A 26262-nucleotide genomic window follows, 5' to 3' on the forward strand; every position below is an offset into this window, starting at 1 on the left:
CAGCTACAAGCGGCAAGCTTCAAGCTGCAAGTAAAAGCAGTTTGGTTTGCCGCACTACCCGATTTCAAAGACACCGCTCGCTGCTTTTCCTCGCAGCTTGAAGCTTGTGGCTTGCAGCTCCCCCAGGAGAACACATGACTACAGAATACGACTACATCATCATAGGGGCCGGTTCTGCGGGTAACACCCTTGCCACCCGTCTGACTGAAGACGAAGGCGTCACCGTCCTGCTGCTCGAAGCGGGCGGCCCGGACTACCGCATGGATTTTCGCACGCAAATGCCGGCGGCCCTGGCGTTCCCGTTGCAAGGCCGTCGCTACAACTGGGCCTATGAAACCGATCCAGAGCCACACATGGACGGTCGCCGGATGGAATGCGGTCGCGGCAAGGGCCTGGGTGGCTCTTCGCTGATCAACGGCATGTGCTACATCCGCGGCAACGCGATGGACTACGACAACTGGTCGAAACTGCCGGGTCTGGAAGACTGGTCGTACCTCGATTGCCTGCCGTATTTCCGCAAGGCTGAGACCCGTGACATCGGTCCGAACGACTACCACGGTGGCGACGGCCCGGTCAGCGTGACCACACCAAAAGCCGGCAACAACCCGCTGTTCCACGCGATGGTTGAAGCAGGGGTGCAGGCCGGTTACCCGCGCACCGAAGACCTCAACGGTTACCAGCAGGAAGGCTTCGGTCCGATGGACCGCACCGTGACGCCGAACGGCCGTCGCGCCAGCACCGCTCGCGGTTACCTGGACATCGCCAAAAAGCGTTCGACGCTGACCATCATCACCCACGCCCTGACCGACAAGATCCTGTTCGAAGGCAAGCGTGCCGTCGGCGTGCGTTACCTGATCGGTGCGGCTGAAGAGCGTGTTGAAGCCCGCGCCCGCAAAGAAGTACTGCTGTGCTCCGGCGCCATCGCTTCGCCGCAGATCCTGCAACGCTCCGGTGTCGGCCCGGCCGAACTGCTGAAAAAACTCGACATCCCGGTGGTCCACGATCTGCCGGGCGTCGGCGAAAACCTGCAGGATCACCTCGAGCTGTACCTGCAATACGCCTGCACCCAACCGGTCTCGCTGTACCCGTCGCTGCTCTGGTACAACCAGCCAGCCATCGGTGCCGAGTGGCTGTTCAACGGCACCGGCATCGGCGCCAGCAACCAGTTCGAAGCCGGCGGTTTCATCCGCACCCGTCCGGAATTCGATTGGCCGAACATCCAGTACCACTTCCTGCCGGTCGCAATTAACTACAACGGCAGCAACGGCGTGAAAGAACACGGCTTCCAGGCGCACATGGGCTCCATGCGTTCGCCAAGCCGGGGTCGTATCCAGGCCAAGTCCAAGGATCCGCGCGAGTACCCGAGCATCCTGTTCAACTACATGGCCACCGAGCAGGACTGGCAGGAGTTCCGTGACGGCATCCGCCTGACCCGTGAAATCATGCAGCAGCCTGCACTGGACGCATTCCGTGGCCGCGAAATCAGCCCGGGCATCGACGTGCAAACCGATGAGCAGCTCGACAAGTTCATCCGCGAACACGCCGAAACCGCGTTCCACCCGTCCTGCTCGTGCAAGATGGGCACCGACGAAATGGCTGTGGTCGATGGCGAAGGTCGTGTGCATGGCATGCAAGCCCTGCGCGTGGTCGATGCTTCGATCATGCCGATCATCACCACCGGCAACCTGAACGCGCCAACGATCATGATCGCCGAGAAAATCGCCGACAAGATCCGTGGTCGCAAGCCGTTGCCGCGTAGCAAGGCAGCTTACTTCGTGGCCGGCGATGCGCCAGTGCGTGGCAAGCCGTTGCGTGATGTGAGCCCGACTGCTCAGTAATTCGTAACACCGCTGTGCTGCCTTCGCGAGCAAGCCCGCTCCCACACTGGATCTCGGGTGAGCACAAATTTTGTGTTCACTGAAAATCCAGTGTGGGAGCGGGCTTGCTCGCGAAGGGGCCCTACCAAACAACACATCCCCATCCGACACCCCCAGGTAATCCTTTCCTACACCGCTCCACTCTTGATATCGCTCCCCGCACAGGCCTAATCTAGCGCCACGCAAACGTTTCACCCCCCTTCGCAACACCGCTACACCGCCACTCCATACCAAGGAGGTTGCCGAATGTTCGATTTCCACCCCCAGCTCAAGCAGCGTTTCGCTGCCTTGCGCACGGGCGCTGAATTCTTTTCGCTGCGTTATGTGCGCGAATCCGGCCGGTATCTGTCGGTGCGCAAGAATGTCGCCGAACCTCCGAGCCTGAGCCGTGACGAAGGCGCGATGCTGACCGTACGCGTCAACGGTGTCGAAGCCTACGCCGCGACCAACGACCTGTCGCAACAAGGCCTGCAAGCCGCGCTGGAGAAGGCCGAGCAACAAGCGCGACGCCTCAAGCCCCACGCCTTGCTGGACTTGCGCGAACAAACCGTTTCCAGCGACCGCGCCGACTATTTCTCGCCGAACCTCGACCAGCCCTTCCCGTCCCTGAGCGATTGCTACCAATTGCTCGGCGCCGAATCCGCGTCCGTGCCCAAGGACGAGCGACTGGTGAACTGGCAGGTGAGCATCGGCATCACCCACGTCGAGCAGATCTACCTCAACAGCGCTGGCGCCGAGCTGCGCCAGGCGCAACGGTTCGTCTACCCGGGCCTGGATGTCACCGCCTACGACGGCAGCGACAGCCAGACTCGAAGCCTGGGCCGCGAGAACTTCGGCCAGCAAGGCAGCGCTGATGTGATCAGCCGTTGCGGGCTGATCGGTGCCGGCCCGAAAGTCGCCGACCAAGCGTTGCAATTGCTGCTGGCGCCCAACACCCCGCAAGGTCCGCGAGACCTGCTGCTGATGCCCGACCAGATGATGCTGCAGATCCACGAATCCATCGGCCATCCGCTGGAGTTGGATCGCATCCTCGGCGATGAACGCAATTACGCCGGCACAAGTTTCGTCAAGGCAGAAGATTTCGGTCATCTGCAATACGGCTCGAAGCTGCTCAATGTGACCTTCGATCCGGACATTCCCGAACAGCTCGCCAGCTACGGCCATGACGACGACGGCACCGCCGCGAGCAAACAGTTTCTGATCAAGGAAGGCTTGCTGCTGCGTCCATTGGGCGGCGCGCTTTCGCAATTCCGTGCCGGCATGGACGGCGTCGCCAACAGCCGCGCCTGCGGGTGGAATCGCCCGCCCATCGACCGCATGGCCAACCTGAACATCGAGCCCGGCGATCAACCGCTGGAGCAACTGATCGGCAACATCGAGCACGGCATCATGATGTCGACCAACCGCTCATGGTCGATCGACGATGCACGCAATAAATTCCAGTTCGGTTGCGAATGGGCGCAGTTGATCGAAAACGGCGAGCTCAAAGGCGTGGTGAAGAACCCGAACTATCGGGCGATTTCCGCGCAATTCTGGAAGAGTCTCAGCGCCGTCGGCGACGCCAGCACCTTCAAGGTTCTGGGCACGCCGAACTGCGGCAAGGGTGAACCGAACCAGGTGATCCGCGTCGGTCATGCCTCGCCGGCCTGCGTGTTCAGCAACGTTGATGTGTTTGGGGGAGACGCCTGATGAGTACGTCCAATAATCAGGCCGCCTCGTTCAAGGCCTTGGTGACCTGGCTGCGCGATGCGATTCGCGAGCCGGAGCAATTCACCCTCAGCTACGCCGCCGAATCCTCGGCCTTCGTGCGCTTCAACCACGCCAAGGTGCGTCAGGCCGGACAGGTGCAGCAAGCGAGCGTCGGTTTCAAACTGATCAACGAAGGCCGGCATGCCGACCTCCACATCACCCTGGCCGGCGACGCTGAAGTCGACCGTCAGCGACTGGCGGAAGGGTTGCAACAGTTACGTGAAACACTGCCGCTGCTGCCGAAGGATCCGTACCTGCTGCTCAATCACAACGGCTGGCAGAGCAAGAACGTGCAGGAGCGCCCGCTGCCGGACACTGAACACGTGGTCGCTGAAATCACCCGGGCGGCCGAAGGGCTGGACCTGGTGGGTTTCTATGCCGCCGGGCCGATCAGTCGTGGCTTCGCCAGTTCGGCAGGTGCGTTCGGCTGGCATCAGGCTAACAGCTTCAACTTTGACTTCAGCCTGTTCCATGACAATGGCCAAGCGGTGAAAGCCAGCTACGCCGGGCACGACTGGAGCAGCGAAGGGTTTGCCAGGCGCTTTGCCCAGGCGCGCGAGCAGTTGACGTTTCTGGGCAGGCCGCAACGCACCCTCGCGCCCGGTCAGTATCGCGCCTACCTGGCGCCCGCTGCCCTGGGAGAAATCATGGACATGCTCGGCTGGGGCGGTTTCTCGGCGCAGTCGATTGCCAGCAAACACAGTCCGCTGCAGAAACTGTACGCGGGAGACAGTTCGTTCAGCCCGCTGGTGTCGGTCGATGAAAAGGTCAGCGGCTCGTTGAGCCCGGCGTTTTCCGGCGAAGGTTATCCGCGCAGCGATCTTGGCTTGATTGTCGAAGGCAAGGCTGGGGCGCAGATGGTCAATTCACGCAGCGCAGCCGAGTACGGCCTGACGGCCAATGGCGCCGGTGGCGGTGAAATGCCGAGTGCATTGAACATGGCGGCCGGCACATTGCCTGACGCCGAGATTCTCAAGCAACTGGGCACCGGGCTGTACATCAGCAATCTCTGGTATCTGAACTACTCCGACCAACCGGCGGCGCGCCTGACCGGCATGACGCGTTTTGCGACCTTCTGGGTCGAGAACGGAGAGATCCAGGCGCCGGTGAGCACGATGCGCTTTGATGACAGTGCCTACAGCTTGCTCGGTTCGCACCTGGAAGCGTTGACCGAGGAGCGGGAGCTGATGTTATCGGCCAGTACTTACAGCCAGCGAGCCACGGCCTCGTCGTTGTTGCCGGGTGCGCTGGTCAGCCGGTTGACCTTGACCCTCTGATACCGATCGTTCCCACGCTCCGCGTGGGAATGCAGCCCGGGACGCTTTGCGTCCCTGCCGAAGCGGACGCGGAGCGTCCATTGAGGCATTCCCACACAGAGCGTGGGAACGATCAACGTTCAAATCAAATGAGGCCCCATGCCCAACCGCCAACCTCTCGACGCTATCACCGCCCGCTGGGTGCCGTGGGTCGTCGCCATTGCTTTCTTCATGCAGTCCCTCGACGGGACCATTCTCAACACCGCCCTACCCGCCATGGCTCGCGATCTGGCCGAGGATCCGCTGCGCATGCAAGGCGTGATCATCGCCTACATGCTCACCGTCGCCTTGCTGATCCCCGCCTCCGGCTGGATCGCTGACCGCTTCGGCACCAAGAAAATCTTCTTCGGCGCCATCCTGTTGTTCAGCCTCGGCTCACTGCTCTGCGCATTGTCGAGCACCTTGAGCACGCTGATCGGCGCCCGGGTGATTCAAGGTCTGGGCGGTGCGCTGATGCTGCCGGTCGGGCGACTGGTGGTCCTGCGCGCCTACCCGCGCTCGGAACTGGTGCGGATCATGGGATTCATCACTATTCCCGGACTGCTCGGCCCGCTGATCGGCCCGACCATGGGCGGCTGGATGGTGGAATACCTGACCTGGCACTGGATCTTCCTGATCAACCTGCCAGTGGGTGCCGTCGGCTGCTACGCCGTATGGAAATTCATCCCTGACCTGCGCGGCAGTGAACGTACGCGTTTCGACAGCCTGGGATTTTTGCTGTTTGGCGCGGCAATGGTGCTCATCACCATCGCCATGGAAGGCCTGGGAGAACTGCACCTGCCGCACTTGCGCGTGATGTTGCTGCTGTTCGGCGGCATGGCGTGCCTGGCGGCGTATTGGCTGCGGGCCGGGCACACCGAGAATCCGCTGTTCGCGCCGTCACTGTTCAAGACCCGGACCTTTGCCGTGGGCATCCTCGGCAACCTGTTCGCCCGCCTGGGCAGCGGCGCGTTGCCGTTTCTGGTGCCGTTGTTGCTGCAAGTGGCGCTGGGTTACTCGCCGTCACAGGCGGGGATGAGCATGCTGCCGCTGGCCGCTGCGGCGATGTTCGCCAAGTCGGTGGCACGACCGCTGATCGAACGCTTGGGCTATCGTATCGTGCTGACCGGCAACACTTTGGCACTGGGGCTGATGCTGGCGAGCATGGGCCTGGTCAGTGAGCACACGCCGTACTGGTTATTGCTGGGGATGCTGGCCATTCTCGGCGCGATCAACTCGTTGCAGTTCACCGCGATGAACACCGTGACCCTGATCGACCTCGACGATGCCAGCGCCAGCAGCGGCAACAGCCTGCTGTCGGTGGTCGCACAATTGTCCCTAAGCCTGGGGGTTGCTTGCGCCGGTGCGCTGCTCGGTGGCTTCACCGCAGAAATCGGCAACGATGGCGTCGACACCGTGCTGGGCGCATTCCAGCTGACTTTTGTGACCGTCGGAATCATGGCAATGTTGGCCGCCACCATCTTCTCCCAGCTGTCAAAGGAAGACGGACGGCGCGTCAAACGTCCGGAAGAACACATCGAACCTTAGGGCCAATGGCCACGGGACTGATACACTGCGCGACATTTTGTTTTGCAGGCCAGTCCCGTGACCACCATCGCCACCGCTTTTAATACTTTGCCGCTGTCCGCCGCCATGCTGGCTAACCTCGACTCGCTCGGTTATACCCAGATGACGCCGATCCAGGCGCAAAGCTTGCCGGTGATCCTCAAGGGGATGGATCTGATCGCCCAGGCCAAGACCGGCAGCGGCAAGACCGCCGCCTTCGGTATCGGCCTGCTGAACCCGATCAATCCGCGCTTCTTCGGTTGCCAGGCGCTGGTCATTTGCCCGACCCGTGAACTGGCTGACCAGGTCGCCAAGGAAATCCGTCGCCTGGCCCGCTCAGAAGACAACATCAAGGTCCTGACCCTGTGTGGCGGCGTGTCGTTCGGCCCGCAGATCGGTTCGCTTGAGCACGGCGCGCACATCATCGTCGGCACCCCGGGCCGGATCCAGCAGCACCTGCGCAAGGGTTCACTGGTACTTCATGGCCTGAACACGCTGATCCTCGACGAAGCCGACCGCATGCTCGACATGGGCTTCTACGACTCCATCGAAGAAATCATCGCTCAGTGCCCGGAGCGCCGCCAGACCCTGCTGTTCTCCGCCACTTACCCGGTGGGCATCAAGCAGCTGGCGTCGAAGTTCATGCGTAACCCGCAGCAAGTGAAGGCCGAGGCGTTCCACGACGACACGCAGATCGAGCAGCGCTTCTACGAGATCTCCCCGGATGAGCGCATGGACGCGGTGGTCAAAGTCCTCGCGCATCACCGTCCGGCCTCCTGCGTTGCGTTCTGCTTCACCAAGCAGCAGGTTCAGGAAACCGTCGATCACCTGACCTCCAAAGGCATTTCTGCCGTCGGCCTGCATGGCGATCTGGAACAGCGTGACCGTGACCAGGTATTGGCCATGTTCGCCAACCGCAGCACCTCGGTACTGGTCGCCACCGATGTCGCGGCTCGCGGCCTGGACATCGACGCGCTGGACATGGTGATCAACGTTGAGCTGGCGCGTGATTCGGAAATCCACATTCACCGCGTCGGCCGTACCGGTCGTGCTGGCGAGAAAGGCATTGCGATCAGCCTGGTCGCGCCGTCCGAAGCACACCGCGCCCAGGCCATCGAGCAACTGCAGAAGTCGCCGTTGAGCTGGGATCAGCTGGACAACCTCAAATCCCAGGGCGGCGCACCGCTGCTTCCGGTGATGAGCACGCTGGTAATTGGCGCAGGTCGTAAAGACAAAGTGCGTCCGGGCGACATTCTGGGTGCATTGACGGGCGATGCCGGCATTCCCGGTGCCCAGGTCGGCAAGATCGCGATTTTCGATTTCCAGGCCTATGTGGCCGTGGAACGCGGGATCGCCAAGCAGGCCTTGCAGCGCCTGAACGATGGCAAGATCAAAGGCCGCTCGCTGCGCGTGCGTATTTTGTAAAAGATCTTCTGGCTGACAGAGATCACATGTGGGAGCGGGCTTGCTCGCGAAGACGGACTGACAGACAACCTCTATGTTGAATGTACTGGCCTCTTCGCGAGCAAGCCCGCTCCCACATTGGTTTGTCGGTGAATCTGAATTTTGTATGAGGACACCGTTTTGCGCTCTACCGAAGTCGTGATCATTGGCGCTGGCGCCGCAGGGTTGATGTGCGCGCTGACCGCCGCCGGGCGTGGGCGCAAGGTGTTGTTGCTCGACCATGCGAACAAGGCCGGCAAAAAAATCCTGATGTCGGGCGGTGGCCGCTGCAATTTCACCAACATGTACACCGAACCCAGCAATTTTCTCTCGCAGAACGAACACTTCTGCAAATCCGCACTGGCGCGCTACACCCAGTGGGATTTCATCGGCATGGTCGCCAAACACGGCGTGCCGTACCACGAGAAAAAACTCGGCCAGCTGTTCTGCGATAACAAATCCAGCGACATCCTCGAGATGCTGCTCAATGAGTGCGATCAGGTCGGCGTGAGCTTGCACCTGGACACCTCGATCCAGACCATCGAGAAGCTCGAAAGCGGTTATCTGCTGGACACCACGCTGGGCCAGATCACCTGTGAATCGTTGGTCATCGCCACGGGCGGACTGTCGATCCCGACGCTGGGTGCGACCGGTTTCGGTTATCAGGTGGCCAAGCAGTTCGGTCACGATCTGCTGCCGACCCGCGCTGGCCTGGTGCCGTTCACCATCACCGATCAGCTCAAAGAGCTGTGCACCGAGTTGTCCGGTACATCAGTGGATTGCCTGGTCAGCTGCAATGACCAGAGCTTTCGCGAGAACATCCTGTTCACCCACCGCGGCCTCAGCGGTCCGGCGATTTTGCAGATTTCCTCGTTCTGGGAATCCGGCGACACGGTCGAAATCAACCTTATGCCGGACCACGACGTGCCGAGCTGGCTGCAACAGCAGCAAGCCGAACGCCCGAACAGCGAGTTGAAGACCTTGCTCGGTGAAATCTTCACCAAGAAAATGGCCAACCTGCTGGCGGACAACTGGTTCGTGTCCAAACCGATGAAGCAATACACCCACGCGGAAATTGCCGACATCGGCGAAAAACTGGCGAGCTGGAAAGTGGTGCCGGCCGGCACCGAAGGTTATCGCACGGCCGAAGTGACCCTGGGCGGCGTGGATACCCGCGAAGTCTCGTCCAAGACCATGGAATCGCTGAAAAGCCCCGGCCTGTATTTCATCGGCGAAGTGCTCGACGTCACCGGGCATCTGGGCGGGTTCAACTTCCAATGGGCCTGGGCCTCGGGCTACGCCGCCGCGCAATTCGTCTGACCTGCAAAAAACAAAACTGTGGGAGCGAGCCTGCTCGCGATAGCGGTCTGCCAGGCAACATCGATGCTGCATGTGCTGGCCTCATCGCGAGCAGGCTCGCTCCCACATTTGTTATGCACTGATAGGTAAGGAACAGATTTTGCTGTCAGATGTGATCGGCGCCATTGCGTCAGCGTCATTACTGGCTCAATTTAGCGTCATCGCCTCGGAAGGCCCTCGCACTTCATGTCATCGACCCCTTTTAGTCAGTCTCTGCGCCGCCTCTGGGCGTTGGATAAATTCAGCTACAGCGTGCGGGTGTTCATCGCCCTGACCGGCAGCATGGCTGTCTGTTGGTATCAGGATGAAATGGGGCTGCTGATCCCGTTGTTCCTGGGGATCATCGCCAGCGCCCTTGCCGAGACCGACGACAGTTGGCAGGGCCGCCTCAACGCGTTGGCCGTGACGCTGGTGTGTTTCAGCGTTGCCGCCCTCTCCGTCGAATTGCTGTTCCCCTACCCGATCATTTTCGTCATCGCCCTGGCGCTGGCCAGTTTCGGCTTGACCATGCTCGGCGCCCTCGGTGAACGTTATGGCGCGATTGCTTCGGCAACGTTGATTCTGTCGGTCTACACCATGATCGGCGTGGACCAACGCGGCGGCGCGGTCACCGATTTCTGGCACGAGCCGGTGCTGCTGGTGGCCGGCGCGGCCTGGTACGGTTTGCTGTCAGTGCTGTGGCAGGCGCTGTTCTCCAATCAGCCGGTGCAGCAAAGCCTGGCGCGGCTGTTCCGCGAATTGGGCTATTACCTGAAGCTCAAGGCTTCATTGTTCGAGCCGATCCGGCAACTGGACGTGGAGGCGCGTCGGCTGGAACTGGCCCAGCAAAACGGCCGGGTGGTGGCGGCGCTCAATGCGGCCAAGGAAATCATCCTGCATCGGGTCGGCAATGGTCGGCCGGGGTCGAAGGTCAGCCGCTACCTCAAGCTGTACTTCCTCGCTCAAGACATCCATGAGCGCGCCAGTTCCTCGCACTATCCTTACAACGCGCTGGCCGAGGCGTTCTTCCACAGCGACGTGCTGTTCCGCTGTCAGCGCCTGCTGCGCCAGCAAGGCAAAGCCTGCCGCGCCTTGGCCGAATCGATCCAGATGCGCCAGCCCTTCATCTATGACGCCAGCTTCGCCGAAGCCCTGAGCGACCTGCACGCCTCGCTCGAACACCTGCGCATCCAGAGCAACCCGGCCTGGCGAGGTCTGCTGCGTTCATTGCGCGCACTGGCCGCCAACCTTGGCACTCTCGACCGTTTGCTCAGCGATGCCAGCAACCCCGACGCCTTGGCCGACGCCACCGATAGCAGCCTGCTCGACCGTTCGCCACGCAACCTCAAGGATGTGTGGATTCGCTTGCGCACGCAGCTGACGCCAACGTCGCTGCTGTTTCGCCATGCACTGCGCCTGCCCCTGGCCTTGAGCATCGGCTACGGCATGGTGCATTTGATTCACCCGTCGCAGGGTTACTGGATCATCCTCACCACGCTGTTTGTCTGTCAGCCGAACTACGGCGCGACCCGACGCAAGCTCGGGCAGCGGATCATCGGCACGGCGATTGGCCTGACCTTGGCCTGGGCACTGTTCGATCTGTTCCCCAACCCGTTGATTCAGTCGTGCTTCGCGATTGCCGCCGGGGTGGTGTTCTTTATCAACCGTACTACCCGCTATACCCTGGCCACGGCCGCAATCACCCTGATGGTGCTGTTCTGCTTCAACCAGGTCGGGGACGGCTACGGGCTGTTCCTGCCACGACTGTTCGACACCCTGCTCGGCAGCCTGATCGCCGGGCTCTCGGTGTTCCTGTTCCTGCCGGACTGGCAGGGCCGGCGCCTGAACAAAGTGCTGGCCAACACCCTGACCTGCAACAGCATTTACCTGCGCCAGATCATGCAGCAATACGCCGCCGGCAAGAGCGATGACCTGGCGTATCGCCTGGCCCGACGCAACGCGCACAACGCAGACGCGGCGCTGTCGACGACGCTGGCGAACATGTTGATGGAGCCGGGGCATTTTCGTAAGGAAGCGGATGTCGGGTTTCGCTTCCTGGTGCTGTCGCACACATTGCTCAGTTACTTGTCGGGCTTGGGTGCACACCGCGAAACCCAACTGCCGGCAGATGTGCGCGAGCACCTGATCGACGGTGCGGGCGTGAGCCTGGCCGCCAGCATCGACGAGATCGCCCAGGGCCTGACAAACAAACTACCGATAGCGATTCAGAGTGATGCGGAAGAAGCGCTGGCCAATGAACTGGAACAGATGCCGGATGAAATCGATGAAGGCCAGCGATTGGTGCAGACGCAGTTGGCGTTGATTTGCCGACAGTTGGGACCATTGCGCACGCTGGCGGCGCACCTGATCAAGGACACCAGCGAAACCTAAGATCTCACATCCCGTGCTGCTTGATCAACCGCTCATAACTCCCATCCGCCTTCATCTCGGCAATCTCGCGGTCGAAGTTGGCGACAATCTGTTCATGCTGCGGATTTTTCAGGCTGACCAGTATGTGCAGGCTGTTCTCGCTCAATGGCTTGGGCAGGAATTCCACGGCATTGCGCACCTTGGATGATTCCCGAGCCAGGTAATAACGGGCGACGTATTCGTCTTCCAGCGTCAACTTGACCCGGTCCGCCGCCACCATGCGCACGGCCATAGCGAAGTTATGCACCGGGACTTTCTGCAGCGACACGTCTTCATCGAATGCCGCCGAGTAGGCATAACCGCGCACCACCGCAATCGGATAGGTGTGCAGTTGCTGCAGGTTGTTGAACTCGATCGGTGCATCCTTGCGCTTCAGGAAGCGCACGCGGTTGAGCAGGTACTCTCCCGAAAACTGCCCCAGCTTGGTGCGATCCTCGGTGTACCAGGCGTTGACCAACACGTCGTAACGTCCTTCACCAAGGCCCAACAAGGCTCGCGCCCAGGGCACCTGCTCGAAATCACTGGCATAGCCAGCCCGGGCCAGCGCAGTGCTGACGATATCCGTGGCCAAGCCGCCATTGACCAGCGTGGCATCGGTAAAGGGCGGCCAGGCGTCGGCCACCAGGCGCAATTTTTCCGCTGCCGCGCTCTGTGCCAGCAACAGCAATCCGATCAAAGCAAACGCTCGATGCAATCGCGGCATGCTTGAAAATCCTTAGCGGGCGGATTGCCCGGCGTATTTTTCAGCCAAACTCCAAGATCCATGTACCGACAAGCCAGGTACTCTACGTTAGCTCATTGGAGCCACTGCACAGCGCTCAATCTCAGATTACACAAAGAAGACAACGCCGCGCGAAATGAATGATGGCATTTTGGCCTTCATCACAGATTTAGCCGCCATAAAGACATCCATCGACAGGACGCTTAGTATCGAAGCGACGTTGTTCAAGGAATGTGAAGATGACAATTGATTGTGTCTGCAAACACCACAGCGATCTGGGCAAGGAACAGCTGTATGCGATTTTGCAGTTGCGTGCGCAAGTGTTCGTCGTCGAACAGCGATGCGCTTATCAGGATGTCGATGGCCAGGATCTGGAAGGTGACACCTGCCATTTGATGGCGTGGGACGAGGATCAACTGGTGGGGTATCTGCGATTGCTCGATCCGCAAACCCAGGGTGGCGACGTGGTGATCGGCCGCGTGATCATTGCACCTCAGGCGCGTGGCACCGGGCTTGGGCATGCATTGATGGAGCAGGCGCTGAAGCAGGCCGAAAAACATTGGCCTGACGTGCCGATCTATCTCTCGGCCCAGGCGCATTTACAGGGGTATTACGGGCGGTACGGGTTTGTGGTGTCGGGCGAGGAGTTTCTTGAGGATGATATTCCGCATATCGGGATGCGCCGTCCTTGAGGGCCTCTTCGCGGGCAAGCCCGCTCCCACAGGTACAGCGAAATCCCTGTGGGAGCGGGCTTGCCCGCGATAGTGTCAGCCGCAACACTGAAAATTTCAGGGATACTCGAGCACTGCTTTGATCTGCCGAAGATTGCGCTCGATCCATCCGCGATCAATCGCCCCCCACTCGCGAATCCGATAGCGCCCCGCATGATTGCGTGCGCCCTCTTCCTGTTCAAATTCGCAAATGATGTCCAGGTCCGCCAATGCGGCGATGGTGTCCTGCGCCGTGCGCCGGGGCATGCCGGTCACTTCGGTCAGCGCCGGGACGCTGCTCGCCAGCCCGCTGTCGATCAGGTACGCCACGTATAAACGGCGGTAGAAGCTGCTCTTGGTCTTGCTGACATCCATTCAAACACTCCAGGCTGCGATCTTTTGATCTTTTACTGCATATCCCGCCACGTCAGGTACACCCGCAGATCGAACTCCACCTGGTGATACCCCGGCAACATGTGTTCGCAGAGTTTGTAGAACGCCTTGTTGTGATCCGACTCTTTGAAGTGCGCCAGTTCATGCACCACGATCATTTTCAGAAATTCGGAGGGCGCTTCCTTGAACAACGAGGCCACCCGGATTTCCTTCTTGGCCTTGAGCTTGCCGCCCTGCACCCTCGAAATCGTGGTGTGCAAGCCGAGGGCGCGATGGGTCAGGTCCAGGCGGTTGTCGAACAACACCTTATCGATGGCCGGCGCGTTACGCAGGTATTCCTGCTTGAGCTCCAGCGCATAGGTGTACAGCGCCTTGTCGCTCTGTACAGCGTGTTGTTCCGGGTAGCGATTGCTCAGGTAATCGCCCAGCCGACCTTCGGCGATCAGCTGGCGCACCTGATCCTGCAACGCAGCGGGATAGGCCTGGAGGTATTTCAACGCAGTCATTGAGGTCGGCAACACACGATCACGAAAAGATCGCCAGTGTAGCGAATTCAACGGGGCAGCGCGCTCCAGTCAAACGGCTGCACAAAGTCGCCGGCGTCCTCGGCCATCATCGGCCGCCCCACCAGAAAACCCTGCACATACTGGCAACCATTGGCTTGCAGCCATTCATATTGCGTAACGGTTTCAACCCCTTCGGCAATCACCAGCATCCCGTATTGCTTACACAGGTCGATCACATTGCGCACCAACGCCGCGTCCCGCTCGGACTCCGGCAGCCGGGCAATCAAATGCCGGTCGAACTTGAGCGTGTCCAGTTCCAGGTCGCGCAGATGAGCCAGCGAGCACGGCCCGGAGCCGAAGTCGTCCAGTGCCACCCGCACCCCAAGATTGCGCAGCAGACGCAGCGTTTTGCGGGTTTCCTCGGGATTTTGCATCAACGCGTCTTCCGTCACTTCGACTTCCAGACACCGAGGCTGCAAGCCATGACGCTCAATCACCTGGCGCAATTCGGTGACCAGGTTGGGCATGCCGAACTGGGTGCTGCTCAAACTGACGCCCAGCACCAGATCCTCGGCAAACAGGGTTTCCCAGGCTTTGCGCTGTCCGGCACCGCGATGATAGATCCAGCTGCCCAGACGACTGATAAGGCGCGCCTCTTCCAGCAACGGCAAAAACAGCCCCGGCGGTACGTCGCCCACGCTTGGATGCTGCCAGCGCAACAAGGCCTCAAACCCGCGAATCTGCCCGCCATCGATGGCCACTTGCGGCTGATACACCAGATTGAAATCACGGTTTTCGATGGCCGTGCGCACACTCTCTTCAAGCATCAATCGCGAGCGCGCCCGTCCATTCATTTCGTGATCGTAAAACCGGTATTGCTGGCGGCCAGCGCGCTTGGCCTCATACATCGCGATGTCCGACGCACGCAACAAGCCATCGAGATTGGCCCCGCAATCCGGAAAAGTAGCGATGCCGATGCTGGCGCCCAAGGCGATATCCAGCCCATCGATCTGCTGACAGATCGACACCCGCTCGATGAGCTTCTCGGCAATCTTCGCCGCTTGTTCCGGGAATTCCAGGTCCAGCAACGCGGTGAACTCGTCGCCGCCCATGCGCGCCAGAATGTCGAAGGGCCGCAGACACGCCTTCAATTGCTCGGACACCCAGCGCAACACCCGGTCACCGGCATCGTGGCCGAGGGAGTCGTTGACGCGCTTGAAGCCGTCGAGGTCCAGGTACAACAGCACCCATGCGCTGTCGGACCGTTCGCCACGCAACAGCAGGTTTTCGACGGTCTGATAGAAGCCGCGACGATTGAGCAGCCCGGTCAATGGATCGGTCACCGCCTGGAATTCCAGCTGCTGATGCAGATGGCGCACCACCGACATGTCCAGCACCGTGACGACCATCGCATGCTGTTCGCTGGGCAACGGCGCGCAAGACAGCGCCACCGGCACCTGCTGGCCAGGCGCGGTGCGCAACAGCGCGTCGTGCAGGCGCAAGGTTTCACCGCGCTTGTAACCGGTATAAAGCTCAGAATCGGCCCACACCGGGATGTGTGGTTTCTGCAGGAAATCGAGGAATTCCTTGCCTTGCAGATCCTGCACGGTGGCGTTAAGCAGCCGCGACATCGCCGGATTGGCAAAGCGGATCAAACCGTCTTCCCCCACCACCAGGATGCCCTCGGCGGCGTTGTCCAGCACTGAAGCATTAAACGCGCGAGCGACCTCAAGATCGCGGCTCAAGCGCTGCAACGCACGGCGGTTGCGCTGGTGCTCGAGCAACGCCTGGACTTTGGGCTTGAGAATTTGCGGGTCAAACGGTTTGAACAGGTAATCCACCGCACCACTGGCATAGCCCTTGATCACGGCGTCCTGAGACTGTTCGTTGGCGGTGAGAAAAATAATCGGAGTGAGGCGGGTTCGCTGACTGCCGCGCATCAGACGCGCGACTTCAAAACCGTCCATGCCCGGCATCTGCACATCCAGCAGCACCAGGTCGACGTCATGTTCGAGTAAAAGACTCAGGGCTTCAAAGCCAGAAGCCGCGGTGATGACCTGCCAATCCTGGCGTTGAAGTAACGCCCGCATGCTGATCAGGTTTTCAGGGTAGTCATCGACAATTAAAAGGATCGAGTTGCCTTCAGCTGGCGTGGGGTGCGCGCATTCCATGCTGCTTCTCTTGTTCGGGGCGTCAGGCCGGTTTCTCGTGAAAACCGGACAAATACTGAGACTTCACTCTAGACCGGGATCCGCAAAAGCAGAAGCTGTCAGTGCGCCATCATTTAACCATCAGGTTCATTTGCCGACTAACGGTCACCGCTAAAAGCCCCTGAAACCGGGAAAGATGGCCTTTTGACAGGATTTTGGCGTCAGCCACCTGTCGATCCGCTGTTAACAAATTGAACTTCTACGATTATAAAGACCCCCCCCAATGCTTGTGCTAGAGCTTCTAGTACGCGCGTGCAGTAAAATTTGTGGAAGCTTTTCCTATGATCGATCTCGCAACCTGGAACCTCAGCGTTCCTGTCGGCAACCCGCCGTACACCGTTGACACGCCGAAACTGGTTAAAGGCTTCAAGGATCAATACTTCCACTCGAACACCGGCACACTGTTTTTCTGGGCCCCCGTCACCGGCTCCAAGACCGAAAACGCCAAGTACCCCCGTACCGAACTTCGCGAAACCTACAGTAATGGCACCCTGAAAAACTGGCTCTACCCGGACGCCGACAACCTACTGCACGCCACCCTGGCGGTGAACCAGGTGCCGAGTTCAGGCAAAGTCGTCATCGGCCAGATCCATGCCTATGAAAGCCAGAAGCCTTTGGTGAAGCTCGAGTATCAGTACAAGACCAGCACCTCGACCGGCAACATCGTCGCCAAAGTGCGCATGCACCCGGATGACGGCGAAGGCCGGGTGATCACCATCGCTACCGGCGTGAAGCTGGATCAGGAGTTCTCCTACCTCATTCACTTGAGCCGTCGCGGCGCGCTCGGCATCAGCGCTGCGGGCAATCAATGGGACACCGACATCAGCAAGACCTGGAGCGTAAAACCGCTGTATTTCAAGGCTGGGGTTTATGTGCAGGACCACACCGGTTACACCAGCGAAGGCGCGCAAGTGACGTTCAGCAAGCTGGATATTGATCACGATAAGTAAGCCCCGCAGCTCGCAATCCCTGTAGCAGCTGCCGAGCGGCTGCTACAGCGTCCGAAAAACGCGCAGGACGTCTCCGACTGTGGCGAGGGAGCTTGCTTCCGCTGAGCGGCGAAGCAGCCCCAAACCCTGCCACCTGATTCCCACAGACACGCCACGCCCCCGATTTACGGCGCCTGCGCCGCCGAACGGGAGCAAGCTCCCTCGCCACAATGACCGCATACAGGTCCTACAGCCCGGTTGCGGCTACCCGAATCGCTGCCTAAAGTTGGCCCGTCGCTGACCATTGTTGGCGACAGGGTTTCGCAGCCCTAACGATACGTGTAGTAACCTAGCGCCTCGAAAAAAGGGGCGCGTCAACACTCGCTCCCCTTCTTTATGGTGGCTGTGTGTGGGAGACCTTCGGGTTAATTGGCGTCCCCTCTCCACACTTTAGATTTTTACTACAATATTTTTGTTAAAAACCATCTTATATTGTTCACCTTGACCGACCCCCCGATCGATTTCCAGTTCCCCTTCCAAGACCGAGTAGCTCCTATCGATTGAACGAAGCGAAATAAAATACATTGGTTCAAACCCAATTACAGGACTTGCCGTTAGCCTGAACACAACTGGGCCGGTGTCTTCCAACGTTCCAAAGATGAACGTCCCCGAAACGTCGAATTCCGTCCCACCACGTAACAGTTTTGTTTGGCCTATATTATTTGCCGGCAAACTGTCATCTGCCCCTTTAATAGTCAAGACGATTTCTTTGGAGACACCCTCCCTAGTCATCGTTCCAGCGTAGATTCCGTCTGGAGTCGCCATAACATTTATCTCCATATACAAAAGTAAATAACAAAGGCAACAAAGGGGACAGATCGTTTAACCCCCTTCCTTTCCTCTCGGGTTACGCATTAAAGAATAGCCAGCGACCAGCATTAAATCATCTGTAATAAATGACAGTTTTTAATGCGTTTTTGCGATAACAGAGATAACAACAAAGGAATAACAAAGGAATAACAAAGGGGACAATAACAATAACAAAGGGGACAGATTTATTATTTAATCGATTGTCTGCTGCTATGCTTCAACCATCACTACAAAGACGTAGGAGGCTATATGCCCAGAATGGGACGTGTTGTGTTACCTAATTATCCGCATCATGTCGTGCAACGAGGCCACAATAAGCAGGTTGTGTTCGCCGAGCCGGGGGACTTCCAGCGCTACCTCGAGGACCTGCGAGAGCTCAAAGCGCTATACAACGTTAAAGTTTATGCATTCTGCTTGATGACCAATCATGTCCATCTACTGCTCGCACCAGGAAATTCCGCAGCAGCCTCGGACAATTGATGAAAGGCCTGGCAGGCCGAATGACACGCTATCGCAACAAGCTGGAGGGACGCTCCGGCACCTTGTGGGAAAGTCGGTACAAATCCAGCGTGGTTCAAACCGACACCTATTTGCTGGCTTGTAGTCGATACATCGAACTGAACCCGGTGCGAGCGCAAATGGTTCAGGATGCACAGGATTACCCTTGGTCGAGCCTGCACCTGCGGCTCAATGAAACGGCTGAAAATCATTGGCTGGATGAGGATCTTTGCTTCACCGAACTCGGCGTAACCCATACCGATCGCCTTGCCCGCTACACCTCTTTTATGGAACAGACGATTCCTCCCTCGGAGTTGCAATTGATCAGAGGCGCCCTTCAGCGCGGACAATTGACGGGCAACCCTCGATTCACAGACGAGATAGAAAGTATCACTGGAACGCGAATATCACGTCGCGCGCGAGGCAGGCCTACGAAGCAAACCGAATAGAGGCACCAAAGCGAGGGGACAATTAAATAAATCTGTCCCCTTTCCCTATAGGTAATGGCAACCCAGTACACATCCACCTTCTTAGTCGAACTTAATCGTAGCGACCTATAGCAAAAAAATATTAAAAACTGTCATTTTTTACAGGTGACCACATGCCGACGCACAGCTAACTTACCTATGAAATATAAAAAAATAGACAGGACAAATAACCCACCCTGCTCTTTTTACAACACAAAAATTATCCTCATTAAAAAGGAATTAAAATCATGGCTGCATATATTGACCACCTCAAAAGTGGCCCAGGGATTCTTATTGTATATGGACGAGGCACTGAAGGTTACAGGATAGACTTACACAAGGATGACACAGGAGAAATGCTTGGAAATATCGATGTTGACTCGCAGGGAAACTACCAACTAAACACGCAAGAAATTATTCTTAGAGAGTTTAAAGGTCAAACAATTCGCGTTCGAGTCCGCGAAACAATTGACAATAAAAACTATTCCTATTGGAGCGTCCCAAAGGAAGTCTACATCTTCTAGTTAAACCAATAAAAATAAGTGACACCTAATTAAGGCCAGCGTGGTTTTTCGGCATAAAAAACCCGCCTCACGGCGGGTTTTTTATGCGACTAAAACGCGGAGGGCTTAGTTAACCTTAGCGTTCAACTCACCCTTCAAATACCGCTGATACATCCCTTCCAACGAGATCGGTTTGATCTTCGAAGCATTACCCGCCGTACCAAACGCTTCATAACGAGCGATACACACATCACGCATCGCCGTCACAGTCGCGCCGAAGAACTTACGCGGATCGAACTCGCTTGGGTTGGTGGCCATCAGGCGACGCATTGCACCGGTGGATGCCAGACGCAGGTCAGTGTCAATATTGACCTTACGCACACCGTGCTTGATGCCTTCGACGATTTCTTCAACCGGCACGCCGTAGGTTTCTTTGATGTCGCCGCCGTACTGGTTGATGATCGCCAGCCAGTCTTGTGGAACCGAAGACGAACCGTGCATCACCAGGTGGGTGTTCGGGATGCGTTTGTGGATTTCTTTGATGCGGTCGATGGCCAGCACGTCGCCGGTAGGTGGCTTGGTGAACTTGTAGGCGCCGTGGCTGGTGCCGATGGCGATGGCCAGGGCATCGACCTGGGTGCGTTTGACGAAGTCAGCGGCTTCTTCCGGGTCGGTCAGCATTTGGCTGTGGTCCAGAACGCCTTCGGCGCCGATGCCGTCTTCTTCACCGGCCATGCCGGTTTCCAGCGAACCCAGGCAGCCCAGCTCGCCTTCTACCGATACGCCGCAGGCGTGAGCCATGGCCACGGTTTGTTGGGTGACGCGGATGTTGTAGTCGTAGTCGGTCGGGGTCTTGCCGTCTTCGCCCAGGGAACCGTCCATCATCACCGAGCTGAAGCCCAGTTGGATGGAGCGCTGGCAGACGTCAGGGCTGGTGCCGTGGTCCTGGTGCATGCACACCGGGATGTGCGGGAATTCTTCGATTGCCGCCAGGATCAGGTGACGCAGGAACGGAGCGCCGGCGTATTTGCGAGCACCGGCCGAGGCCTGGACGATCACCGGGGAGTCAGTCTTGTCAGCGGCTTCCATGATGGCGCGCATCTGCTCAAGGTTGTTGACGTTGAAGGCTGGAACGCCGTAGCCGAACTCGGCTGCGTGGTCCAACATCTGGCGCATGCTGATAAGTGCCATTGTGTATGTCTCTCCCGGTTTGGGTCGTTAATCGTGCCAGCCTGCCGTAGCGGCGGCGGCTATTCAAGTTATTGCAGATCGGGGGTTGGCCCGGGCTGCGAATTCGGTGTTGCCTGAATCTTGAGTACCTACACAGATCCATTGTGGGAGCGGGCTTGCTCGCGAATGCGGTCTTACATTCAATATTGCTGCAAGCTGACCTACAGCTTTCGCGAGCAAGCCCGCTCCCACATTTGGATCTGTTTCCACATTAGGCCTGTGGTGTGTCAATTACTGCGCTTTACAACCGCGGCCGATCAAATCATTGGTGGCGACCCAGTAAACCAGGCCTTCCTCACCTTTTTGGTGAAACGCCAGCATGTCGTTGCTGTACAGCGAACCCGACGCGCCCGGCTCCTGCTTCAAGCGGTAGACCTGATCGGCTCCACCCAGGCGCACGTCGACTTCCTTGCGGCTGTCGTCGGTGTAGCGCCAGAGCACTTTGGCCTGGCTGTCACAGGTCCAGGTGGTCCAGTTGTCCGTCGATTCGGCAGGCTTGAACAGGTTGAAATTTGCACAACCTGCCAGCAATGCCAACGCCGTAACGGCGATAAAACCTTTCATCCATGTTCCTCGACTGACGGCGCACGCCGCCAGCCCTGAGTAATGAGTCAGACCCGTCAAGGGCAACCATGTTCCTTGGAGGGTGTCTGTGTCTCGTATTTATCCAGGCCATCAGGCCCCGCACGCTTATTGATCACCGGGTTGGTTTCCGCTTGCCAGTCAGCCTGGTAGCAGCCTTTTTCCACCGATTGCGGCGCGGGTTCCGGCGTGGCTTTGGGGTTACTCCCGCAAGCCGCCAGCATACCCGCAGCGATCAACAGCGCTAAGGTCTTGACCATGTGAACACTCCCTTGCCTGGTCAAATGGGCGGCCTCAGGCCTTGGCCCGGCTTTCCAGGACTTCAACGGCTGGCAACACTTTGCCCTCGACGAATTCGAGGAATGCGCCGCCACCGGTAGAAATGTAGGAGATCTGATCAGCAACGCCATACTTATCGATGGCCGCCAGGGTGTCGCCGCCGCCAGCGATGGAGAATGCCGAACTTTGTGCGATGGCCTCGGCCAGGACTTTGGTGCCGTTACCGAACTGGTCGAATTCGAACACGCCCACCGGGCCGTTCCACAGGATGGTCTTGGACGACTTCAGCAGCTCGGCGAAATTCGCCGCGGTCTGTGGGCCGATGTCCAGGATCATGTCGTCGGCAGCCACGTCGGCGATCAGCTTGACGGTGGCCGTCGCGCTTTCAGCGAATTCCTTGGCAACCACCACGTCCACCGGCAACGGCACGCTGACTTTGGCGGCGATTTCGCGAGCGGTGTCCAGCAGGTCCGGTTCGTACAGGGACTTGCCGACCGGGTGACCGGCAGCGGCGAGGAAGGTGTTGGCAATGCCGCCACCGACGATCAGCTGGTTGCAGATCTGGCTCAGGCTGTTCAGCACGTCGAGTTTGGTCGACACCTTGGAACCGGCAACGATTGCAGCCATCGGCTGGGCCGGCGAACCCAGGGCTTTGCCCAAGGCGTCCAGTTCAGCGGCCAGCAGCGGACCTGCGGCGGCGACTTTGGCGAACTTGGCCACGCCGTGGGTCGAACCCTCGGCGCGGTGAGCGGTGCCGAAGGCGTCCATCACGAACACGTCGCACAGGGCGGCGTATTGCTGGGCCAGTTCGTCGGCGTTCTTTTTCTCGCCCTTGTTGAAGCGCACGTTTTCGAACAGCACGATGTCGCCGGCCTTGACGTCGACGCCGCCCAGGTAGTCAGCCACCAGCGGCACTTCGCGGCCCAGGGCCTTGCTCAGGTAGTCAGCAACAGGCTTGAGGCTGTTCTCGGCCGAGAACTCGCCTTCGGTCGGACGGCCAAGGTGCGAGCAGACCATCACGGCCGCGCCTTTTTCCAGGGCCAGCTTGATGGTCGGCAGCGAGGCCAGGATTCGCGCATCGCTGGTGACAACACCGTCCTTGACTGGGACGTTGAGGTCTTCGCGAATCAGTACGCGCTTACCTTGCAGATCGAGGTCGGACATCTTCAACACGGTCATGGGTCGCATTTCCTGAGTTACAGTTTCTGAGAAACAGGGAGTGGAGAGGCTATTTGCAGATAGTGTTCTGCTACGTCCAGCATTCGGTTGGCAAAACCCCATTCGTTGTCGAACCAGGCCAGGATGTTCACCAGCCGTGGGCCGGAAACTCGGGTCTGACTGGCATCGACAATCGCCGAATGTGGGTCATGATTAAAATCACAGCTTGCATGGGGAAGCTCGGTATAGGCCAGAAGGCCTTTGAGCGGGCCGCTGGTGGCGGCCTCGCGCAGAATCCGGTTGACCTCGGTGGCGTCGGTGTCGCTTACGGTCTGCATCGTGATGTCGAGGCAAGACACGTTAACGGTCGGCACCCGCACGGCTTTGGCCTGAATTCGTCCGGCAAGTTCCGGCAGCAGGCGCTCAATGCCTCGCGCCAGACCAGTGGACACCGGAATCACCGACTGGAACGCTGAACGCGTGCGGCGCAGGTCTTCATGATGATAGGCATCGATGACCGGCTGATCGTTCATTGCCGAGTGAATGGTGGTGATCGACACGTATTCCAGACCAATGGCCTGATCCAGCAGGCGCAACAGCGGCACGCCGCAGTTGGTGGTGCAGGACGCGTTGGACACCAGCAGCTCGTCGCCGGTCAGGCAATCCTGGTTCACGCCGAAGACGATGGTGGCGTCGACATCCGCCTCGCTGGCCATCGGCTGGGAAAACAATACACGTGGCGCACCGGCATCGAGGAAGCGCTGGCCATCGGCCCGCGTGTGGTAGGCGCCGGAGCACTCCAGCACCAGATCGACGCCCAGAGACGCCCAATCGATACCTTCGGGGGTGGCACTGCGCAGGACCTTCACGCAGTCGCCATTAATATGCAGACAATCGCCCTCAACCCTCACTTCACCGGGAAAACGCCCGTGAGTGGAGTCGAAGCGTGTCAGGTATTCGATGCTGGCCATGTCAGCCAGATCGTTGATCGCGACAATTTCAAACCCGGCCTTCGCTCCTCGCTCGAACAAAGCACGCAAGACACAACGACCGATCCGGCCGTAGCCGTTGAGTGCAACTTTGTAGGGACGCGGTTGAGGCATGGGGTTCTCGATTACCGTGGTGAATCTGTCAGTGTTGTGCTGACTGGACCAACGCTATCGCGAGCAAGCCCGCTCCCACATTGGGTTTGTGTTGTGAACACTGCTCGTGTCACACAACAAATCCCCTGTGGGAGCGAGCTTGCTCGCGATGGCGTCAGCCCGGACAACGCAGCTGTCGGACTTAGTCTTCCAGCAGCTCTTCAGCCTGACCCAGGATGTTTTCCAGGGTGAAGCCGAACTCTTCGAACAAGGCTGGCGCTGGCGCCGACTCGCCGTAGGTGGTCATGCCGATCACGCGGCCTTCCAGGCCCACGTATTTGTACCAGTAGTCCGCGTGAGCGGCTTCGATGGCGATACGGGCGCTGACTTGCAACGGCAGAACGGCTTGCTTGTAGCCGGCATCCTGGGCATCGAACACGCTGGTGCACGGCATCGAAACGACGCGAACCTTGCGGCCTTGCTCGGTGAGCTTGTCGTAAGCCTGAACCGCCAGGCCCACTTCCGAACCGGTAGAGATCAGGATCAGCTCAGGCTCGCCTGCGCAGTCCTTCAACACGTAACCGCCACGGGCGATGTCGGCGATCTGCAGCGCGCTGCGTTCCTGATGCTGCAGGTTCTGACGCGAGAAGATCAGCGCCGAAGGGCCGTCCTTGCGCTCGATGGCTGCTTTCCAGCAAACGGCCGATTCAACGGCATCGGCTGGACGCCAGGTGTCGAGGTTCGGCGTGCTGCGCAGGCTGGTCAGTTGCTCGACCGGTTGGTGAGTCGGGCCGTCTTCGCCCAGGCCGATGGAGTCGTGGGTGTAAACGAACACCACGCGCTTTTTCATCAGCGAAGCCATGCGCACAGCGTTGCGGGCGTATTCCATGAACATCAGGAAGGTCGCGCCGTAAGGCACCAGACCACCATGCAAAGCCACGCCGTTCATGATCGCGCTCATGCCGAATTCGCGAACGCCGTAGTACATGTAGTTGCCGCTGGCGTCTTCAGCCGAAACACCTTTGCAACCTTTCCACAGGGTCAGGTTGGAACCGGCCAGGTCAGCGGAGCCGCCCAGCAGTTCAGGCAACAGCGGGCCATAGGCATTGAGTGCGTTCTGGCTGGCTTTACGGCTGGCGATGGTTTCGCCCTTGGCCGCGACTTCAGCAATGTAAGCCGAAGCTTTTTCAGCGAAGTCTTCCGGCAGATCGCCACCCAGGCGACGAACCAGTTCGTTGGCCAGCTCAGGGAAAGCGGCGGAGTAGGCAGCGAAACGCTGGTCCCACTCGGCTTCGGCTGCGCGGCCGGCTTCCTTGGCGTCCCACTCGGCATAAATGTCAGCCGGGATTTCGAACGGGCCGTAGTTCCATTTCAGTGCAGCACGGGTCAGAGCGATTTCCGCGTCACCCAATGGGGCGCCGTGGCAGTCTTCTTTGCCTTGCTTGTTCGGCGAACCGAAACCGATGGTGGTCTTGCAGCAGATCAGGGTTGGCTGATCGCTTTTACGCGCGGTTTCGATCGCGATCTTGATCTCTTCCGGATCGTGACCGTCGACGTTGCGGATCACTTGCCAGTTGTAGGCTTCGAAGCGCTTAGGGGTGTCATCGGTGAACCAGCCTTCGACTTCGCCGTCGATGGAAATGCCGTTGTCATCGTAGAAGGCGATCAGTTTGCCCAGACCCAAAGTACCGGCCAGGGAGCCGACTTCGTGGGAAATGCCTTCCATCATGCAGCCATCACCCAGGAACACGTAGGTGTGGTGATCGACAACGTTGTGGCCAGGACGGTTGAACTGCGCCGCCAGGACTTTTTCAGCCAGGGCGAAACCCACGGCGTTGGCCAGGCCTTGGCCCAGTGGACCGGTGGTGGTTTCAACGCCCGGGGTGTAGCCGAATTCCGGGTGACCCGGGGTGCGGCTGTGCAGCTGGCGGAAGTTTTTCAGGTCATCGATCGACAGGTCGTAGCCGGTCAGGTGCAGCAGCGAGTAGATCAACATCGAGCCGTGACCGTTGGACAGCACGAAGCGGTCACGGTCGGCGAACGATGGATTGCTCGGGTTGTGCTTCAGGTAGTCACGCCAAAGTACTTCGGCGATATCCGCCATACCCATCGGGGCACCGGGATGGCCGCTGTTGGCTTTTTGCACGGCATCCATGCTGAGGGCACGAATGGCGTTGGCACGCTCACGACGGCTGGGCATCGCTGTTCTCCTGCGGGTTCTGTATCGAGAGTGAATAAAACGAAACGGAAAAAAGGCGAGCATTTTCCCTCACCCACACGCCTCGGGGCAATGACAGATAGTCATCCAGAGGCGTTTTTCCAAAGGATAACGACTGTTTCGACTGATGAAACCTTTCCGCTATCCGTTTGTTGACTGAAGCTAACGCCGAGAAGTGCCATCTATCGAGCAATATCAAAACTTTTTG

The 26262-nt window shown here is 58.9% G+C and carries 21 protein-coding genes and 1 pseudogene; 11 read left to right on the plus strand and 11 right to left on the minus strand.

Annotated features, from left to right (window positions below):
• Positions 1 to 134 precede the first annotated feature (134 nt).
• The 7 genes from betA to yccS all read left to right on the plus strand — a co-directional run bounded on the left by betA (position 135) and on the right by yccS (position 11659).
• Positions 135 to 1838, plus strand: coding sequence for a choline dehydrogenase (betA, locus tag K5K95_RS06440; RefSeq protein ID WP_222588783.1), 1704 nt, complete (start codon positions 135 to 137; stop codon positions 1836 to 1838).
• Between the two features lie 285 nt (positions 1839 to 2123).
• The gene (locus tag K5K95_RS06445; protein ID WP_222588784.1) at positions 2124 to 3566 is read left to right on the plus strand and encodes a TldD/PmbA family protein; all 1443 of its coding nucleotides are present in this window, start codon (positions 2124 to 2126) and stop codon (positions 3564 to 3566) included.
• Complete coding sequence (locus K5K95_RS06450) at positions 3566 to 4903, plus strand: TldD/PmbA family protein (RefSeq protein ID WP_222588785.1); 1338 nt, start codon at positions 3566 to 3568, stop codon at positions 4901 to 4903. Before K5K95_RS06445 ends, K5K95_RS06450 begins: the two co-directional genes overlap by 1 nt.
• A gap of 138 nt (positions 4904 to 5041) precedes the next feature.
• Positions 5042 to 6469: a multidrug transporter subunit MdtD gene (gene mdtD / locus K5K95_RS06455; protein WP_222588786.1), complete on the plus strand. Its 1428-nt coding sequence runs from the start codon at positions 5042 to 5044 to the stop codon at positions 6467 to 6469.
• A gap of 105 nt (positions 6470 to 6574) precedes the next feature.
• Positions 6575 to 7912, plus strand: coding sequence for an ATP-dependent RNA helicase DbpA (dbpA, locus tag K5K95_RS06460; protein ID WP_231997110.1), 1338 nt, complete (start codon positions 6575 to 6577; stop codon positions 7910 to 7912).
• 159 nt (positions 7913 to 8071) lie between these two features.
• The gene (locus tag K5K95_RS06465) at positions 8072 to 9250 is read left to right on the plus strand and encodes an NAD(P)/FAD-dependent oxidoreductase (protein ID WP_222588787.1); all 1179 of its coding nucleotides are present in this window, start codon (positions 8072 to 8074) and stop codon (positions 9248 to 9250) included.
• 225 nt (positions 9251 to 9475) lie between these two features.
• Positions 9476 to 11659 carry a YccS family putative transporter gene (gene yccS, locus K5K95_RS06470; RefSeq protein ID WP_222588788.1) on the plus strand — a complete coding sequence of 728 codons (2184 nt, stop codon included), beginning with the start codon at positions 9476 to 9478 and terminating at the stop codon, positions 11657 to 11659.
• A gap of 4 nt (positions 11660 to 11663) precedes the next feature.
• On the opposite strand, the gene K5K95_RS06475 is transcribed toward yccS, so the two are convergent.
• A complete protein-coding gene (locus tag K5K95_RS06475; RefSeq protein ID WP_222588789.1) occupies positions 11664 to 12401 on the minus strand; it encodes a substrate-binding periplasmic protein in 738 nt (245 codons plus the stop codon).
• 257 nt (positions 12402 to 12658) lie between these two features.
• Here K5K95_RS06475 and K5K95_RS06480 point away from each other — a divergent pair, with 257 nt between their 5' ends.
• On the plus strand, positions 12659 to 13111 hold the full coding sequence (locus K5K95_RS06480; RefSeq protein WP_222588790.1) for a GNAT family N-acetyltransferase: 453 nt from the start codon (positions 12659 to 12661) through the stop codon (positions 13109 to 13111).
• Positions 13112 to 13207: 96 nt separating this feature from the next.
• Here the strand turns inward: K5K95_RS06480 and K5K95_RS06485 are convergent, their stop codons facing one another.
• Genes K5K95_RS06485 through K5K95_RS06495 form a run of 3 tightly spaced genes read right to left on the minus strand, consistent with a single transcriptional unit; the run spans position 13208 to position 16199 of the window.
• Positions 13208 to 13504 carry a helix-turn-helix domain-containing protein gene (locus K5K95_RS06485; protein WP_090178776.1) on the minus strand — a complete coding sequence of 99 codons (297 nt, stop codon included), beginning with the start codon at positions 13502 to 13504 and terminating at the stop codon, positions 13208 to 13210.
• A gap of 32 nt (positions 13505 to 13536) precedes the next feature.
• Positions 13537 to 14028 (minus strand): M48 family metallopeptidase, encoded by a 492-nt coding sequence (locus K5K95_RS06490; protein WP_222588791.1) that lies wholly within the window; start codon positions 14026 to 14028, stop codon positions 13537 to 13539.
• A 47-nt stretch (positions 14029 to 14075) separates the two neighbouring features.
• Positions 14076 to 16199 (minus strand): putative bifunctional diguanylate cyclase/phosphodiesterase, encoded by a 2124-nt coding sequence (locus tag K5K95_RS06495; protein WP_222588792.1) that lies wholly within the window; start codon positions 16197 to 16199, stop codon positions 14076 to 14078.
• A gap of 320 nt (positions 16200 to 16519) precedes the next feature.
• On the opposite strand from K5K95_RS06495, the gene K5K95_RS06500 reads away from it, so the two are divergent.
• Positions 16520 to 17188 carry a polysaccharide lyase family 7 protein gene (locus tag K5K95_RS06500; protein WP_222588793.1) on the plus strand — a complete coding sequence of 223 codons (669 nt, stop codon included), beginning with the start codon at positions 16520 to 16522 and terminating at the stop codon, positions 17186 to 17188.
• Positions 17189 to 17617: 429 nt separating this feature from the next.
• Here the strand turns inward: K5K95_RS06500 and K5K95_RS06505 are convergent, their stop codons facing one another.
• Positions 17618 to 17992 carry a hypothetical protein gene (locus K5K95_RS06505; protein WP_222588794.1) on the minus strand — a complete coding sequence of 125 codons (375 nt, stop codon included), beginning with the start codon at positions 17990 to 17992 and terminating at the stop codon, positions 17618 to 17620.
• A gap of 294 nt (positions 17993 to 18286) precedes the next feature.
• On the opposite strand from K5K95_RS06505, the pseudogene K5K95_RS06510 reads away from it, so the two are divergent.
• Together K5K95_RS06510 and K5K95_RS06515 are read left to right on the plus strand one after the other, a co-directional pair.
• Positions 18287 to 18984: pseudogene (locus tag K5K95_RS06510) on the plus strand (transposase).
• Between the two features lie 266 nt (positions 18985 to 19250).
• Positions 19251 to 19526, plus strand: coding sequence for a hypothetical protein (locus K5K95_RS06515; RefSeq protein ID WP_222588795.1), 276 nt, complete (start codon positions 19251 to 19253; stop codon positions 19524 to 19526).
• Positions 19527 to 19631: 105 nt separating this feature from the next.
• Here the strand turns inward: K5K95_RS06515 and fba are convergent, their stop codons facing one another.
• From fba to tkt, 6 genes are all read right to left on the minus strand, one after another.
• Entirely contained in the window at positions 19632 to 20696 is a 1065-nt protein-coding gene (gene fba, locus K5K95_RS06520) for a class II fructose-bisphosphate aldolase (RefSeq protein ID WP_008151974.1), read from the minus strand.
• Between the two features lie 270 nt (positions 20697 to 20966).
• Positions 20967 to 21299: an MliC family protein gene (locus K5K95_RS06525; RefSeq protein ID WP_222588796.1), complete on the minus strand. Its 333-nt coding sequence runs from the start codon at positions 21297 to 21299 to the stop codon at positions 20967 to 20969.
• Positions 21300 to 21355: 56 nt separating this feature from the next.
• The gene (locus tag K5K95_RS06530) at positions 21356 to 21577 is read right to left on the minus strand and encodes a hypothetical protein (protein WP_222588797.1); all 222 of its coding nucleotides are present in this window, start codon (positions 21575 to 21577) and stop codon (positions 21356 to 21358) included.
• 34 nt (positions 21578 to 21611) lie between these two features.
• A complete protein-coding gene (locus K5K95_RS06535; protein WP_208671083.1) occupies positions 21612 to 22775 on the minus strand; it encodes a phosphoglycerate kinase in 1164 nt (387 codons plus the stop codon).
• A 17-nt stretch (positions 22776 to 22792) separates the two neighbouring features.
• Positions 22793 to 23857 (minus strand): erythrose-4-phosphate dehydrogenase, encoded by a 1065-nt coding sequence (epd, locus tag K5K95_RS06540; RefSeq protein WP_222588798.1) that lies wholly within the window; start codon positions 23855 to 23857, stop codon positions 22793 to 22795.
• Between the two features lie 181 nt (positions 23858 to 24038).
• A complete protein-coding gene (tkt, locus tag K5K95_RS06545) occupies positions 24039 to 26036 on the minus strand; it encodes a transketolase (protein ID WP_222588799.1) in 1998 nt (665 codons plus the stop codon).
• Between the last annotated feature and the right edge of the window lie 226 nt (positions 26037 to 26262).

It is taken from the genome of Pseudomonas sp. DR48, assembly GCF_019823085.1.
In the GTDB taxonomy this organism is placed as follows: domain Bacteria; phylum Pseudomonadota; class Gammaproteobacteria; order Pseudomonadales; family Pseudomonadaceae; genus Aquipseudomonas.

Bases quoted from the DNA above. Each gene is read 5' to 3' on its own strand.
- betA (WP_222588783.1), top strand. From the start codon at position 135: ATGACTACAGAATACGACTACATCATCATAGGGGCCGGTTCTGCGGGT.
- K5K95_RS06445 (WP_222588784.1), top strand. From the start codon at position 2,124: ATGTTCGATTTCCACCCCCAGCTCAAGCAGCGTTTCGCTGCCTTGCGC.
- K5K95_RS06515 (WP_222588795.1), top strand. From the start codon at position 19,251: ATGGCTGCATATATTGACCACCTCAAAAGTGGCCCAGGGATTCTTATT.
- K5K95_RS06495 (WP_222588792.1), bottom strand. From the start codon at position 16,199: ATGGAATGCGCGCACCCCACGCCAGCTGAAGGCAACTCGATCCTTTTA.
- yccS (WP_222588788.1), top strand. From the start codon at position 9,476: ATGTCATCGACCCCTTTTAGTCAGTCTCTGCGCCGCCTCTGGGCGTTG.
- K5K95_RS06535 (WP_208671083.1), bottom strand. From the start codon at position 22,775: ATGACCGTGTTGAAGATGTCCGACCTCGATCTGCAAGGTAAGCGCGTA.
- mdtD (WP_222588786.1), top strand. From the start codon at position 5,042: ATGCCCAACCGCCAACCTCTCGACGCTATCACCGCCCGCTGGGTGCCG.
- K5K95_RS06530 (WP_222588797.1), bottom strand. From the start codon at position 21,577: ATGGTCAAGACCTTAGCGCTGTTGATCGCTGCGGGTATGCTGGCGGCT.
- K5K95_RS06475 (WP_222588789.1), bottom strand. From the start codon at position 12,401: ATGCCGCGATTGCATCGAGCGTTTGCTTTGATCGGATTGCTGTTGCTG.
- K5K95_RS06500 (WP_222588793.1), top strand. From the start codon at position 16,520: ATGATCGATCTCGCAACCTGGAACCTCAGCGTTCCTGTCGGCAACCCG.
- K5K95_RS06450 (WP_222588785.1), top strand. From the start codon at position 3,566: ATGAGTACGTCCAATAATCAGGCCGCCTCGTTCAAGGCCTTGGTGACC.
- tkt (WP_222588799.1), bottom strand. From the start codon at position 26,036: ATGCCCAGCCGTCGTGAGCGTGCCAACGCCATTCGTGCCCTCAGCATG.
- dbpA (WP_231997110.1), top strand. From the start codon at position 6,575: ATGCTGGCTAACCTCGACTCGCTCGGTTATACCCAGATGACGCCGATC.
- epd (WP_222588798.1), bottom strand. From the start codon at position 23,857: ATGCCTCAACCGCGTCCCTACAAAGTTGCACTCAACGGCTACGGCCGG.
- fba (WP_008151974.1), bottom strand. From the start codon at position 20,696: ATGGCACTTATCAGCATGCGCCAGATGTTGGACCACGCAGCCGAGTTC.
- K5K95_RS06480 (WP_222588790.1), top strand. From the start codon at position 12,659: ATGACAATTGATTGTGTCTGCAAACACCACAGCGATCTGGGCAAGGAA.
- K5K95_RS06485 (WP_090178776.1), bottom strand. From the start codon at position 13,504: ATGGATGTCAGCAAGACCAAGAGCAGCTTCTACCGCCGTTTATACGTG.
- K5K95_RS06490 (WP_222588791.1), bottom strand. From the start codon at position 14,028: ATGACTGCGTTGAAATACCTCCAGGCCTATCCCGCTGCGTTGCAGGAT.
- K5K95_RS06525 (WP_222588796.1), bottom strand. From the start codon at position 21,299: ATGAAAGGTTTTATCGCCGTTACGGCGTTGGCATTGCTGGCAGGTTGT.
- K5K95_RS06505 (WP_222588794.1), bottom strand. From the start codon at position 17,992: ATGGCGACTCCAGACGGAATCTACGCTGGAACGATGACTAGGGAGGGT.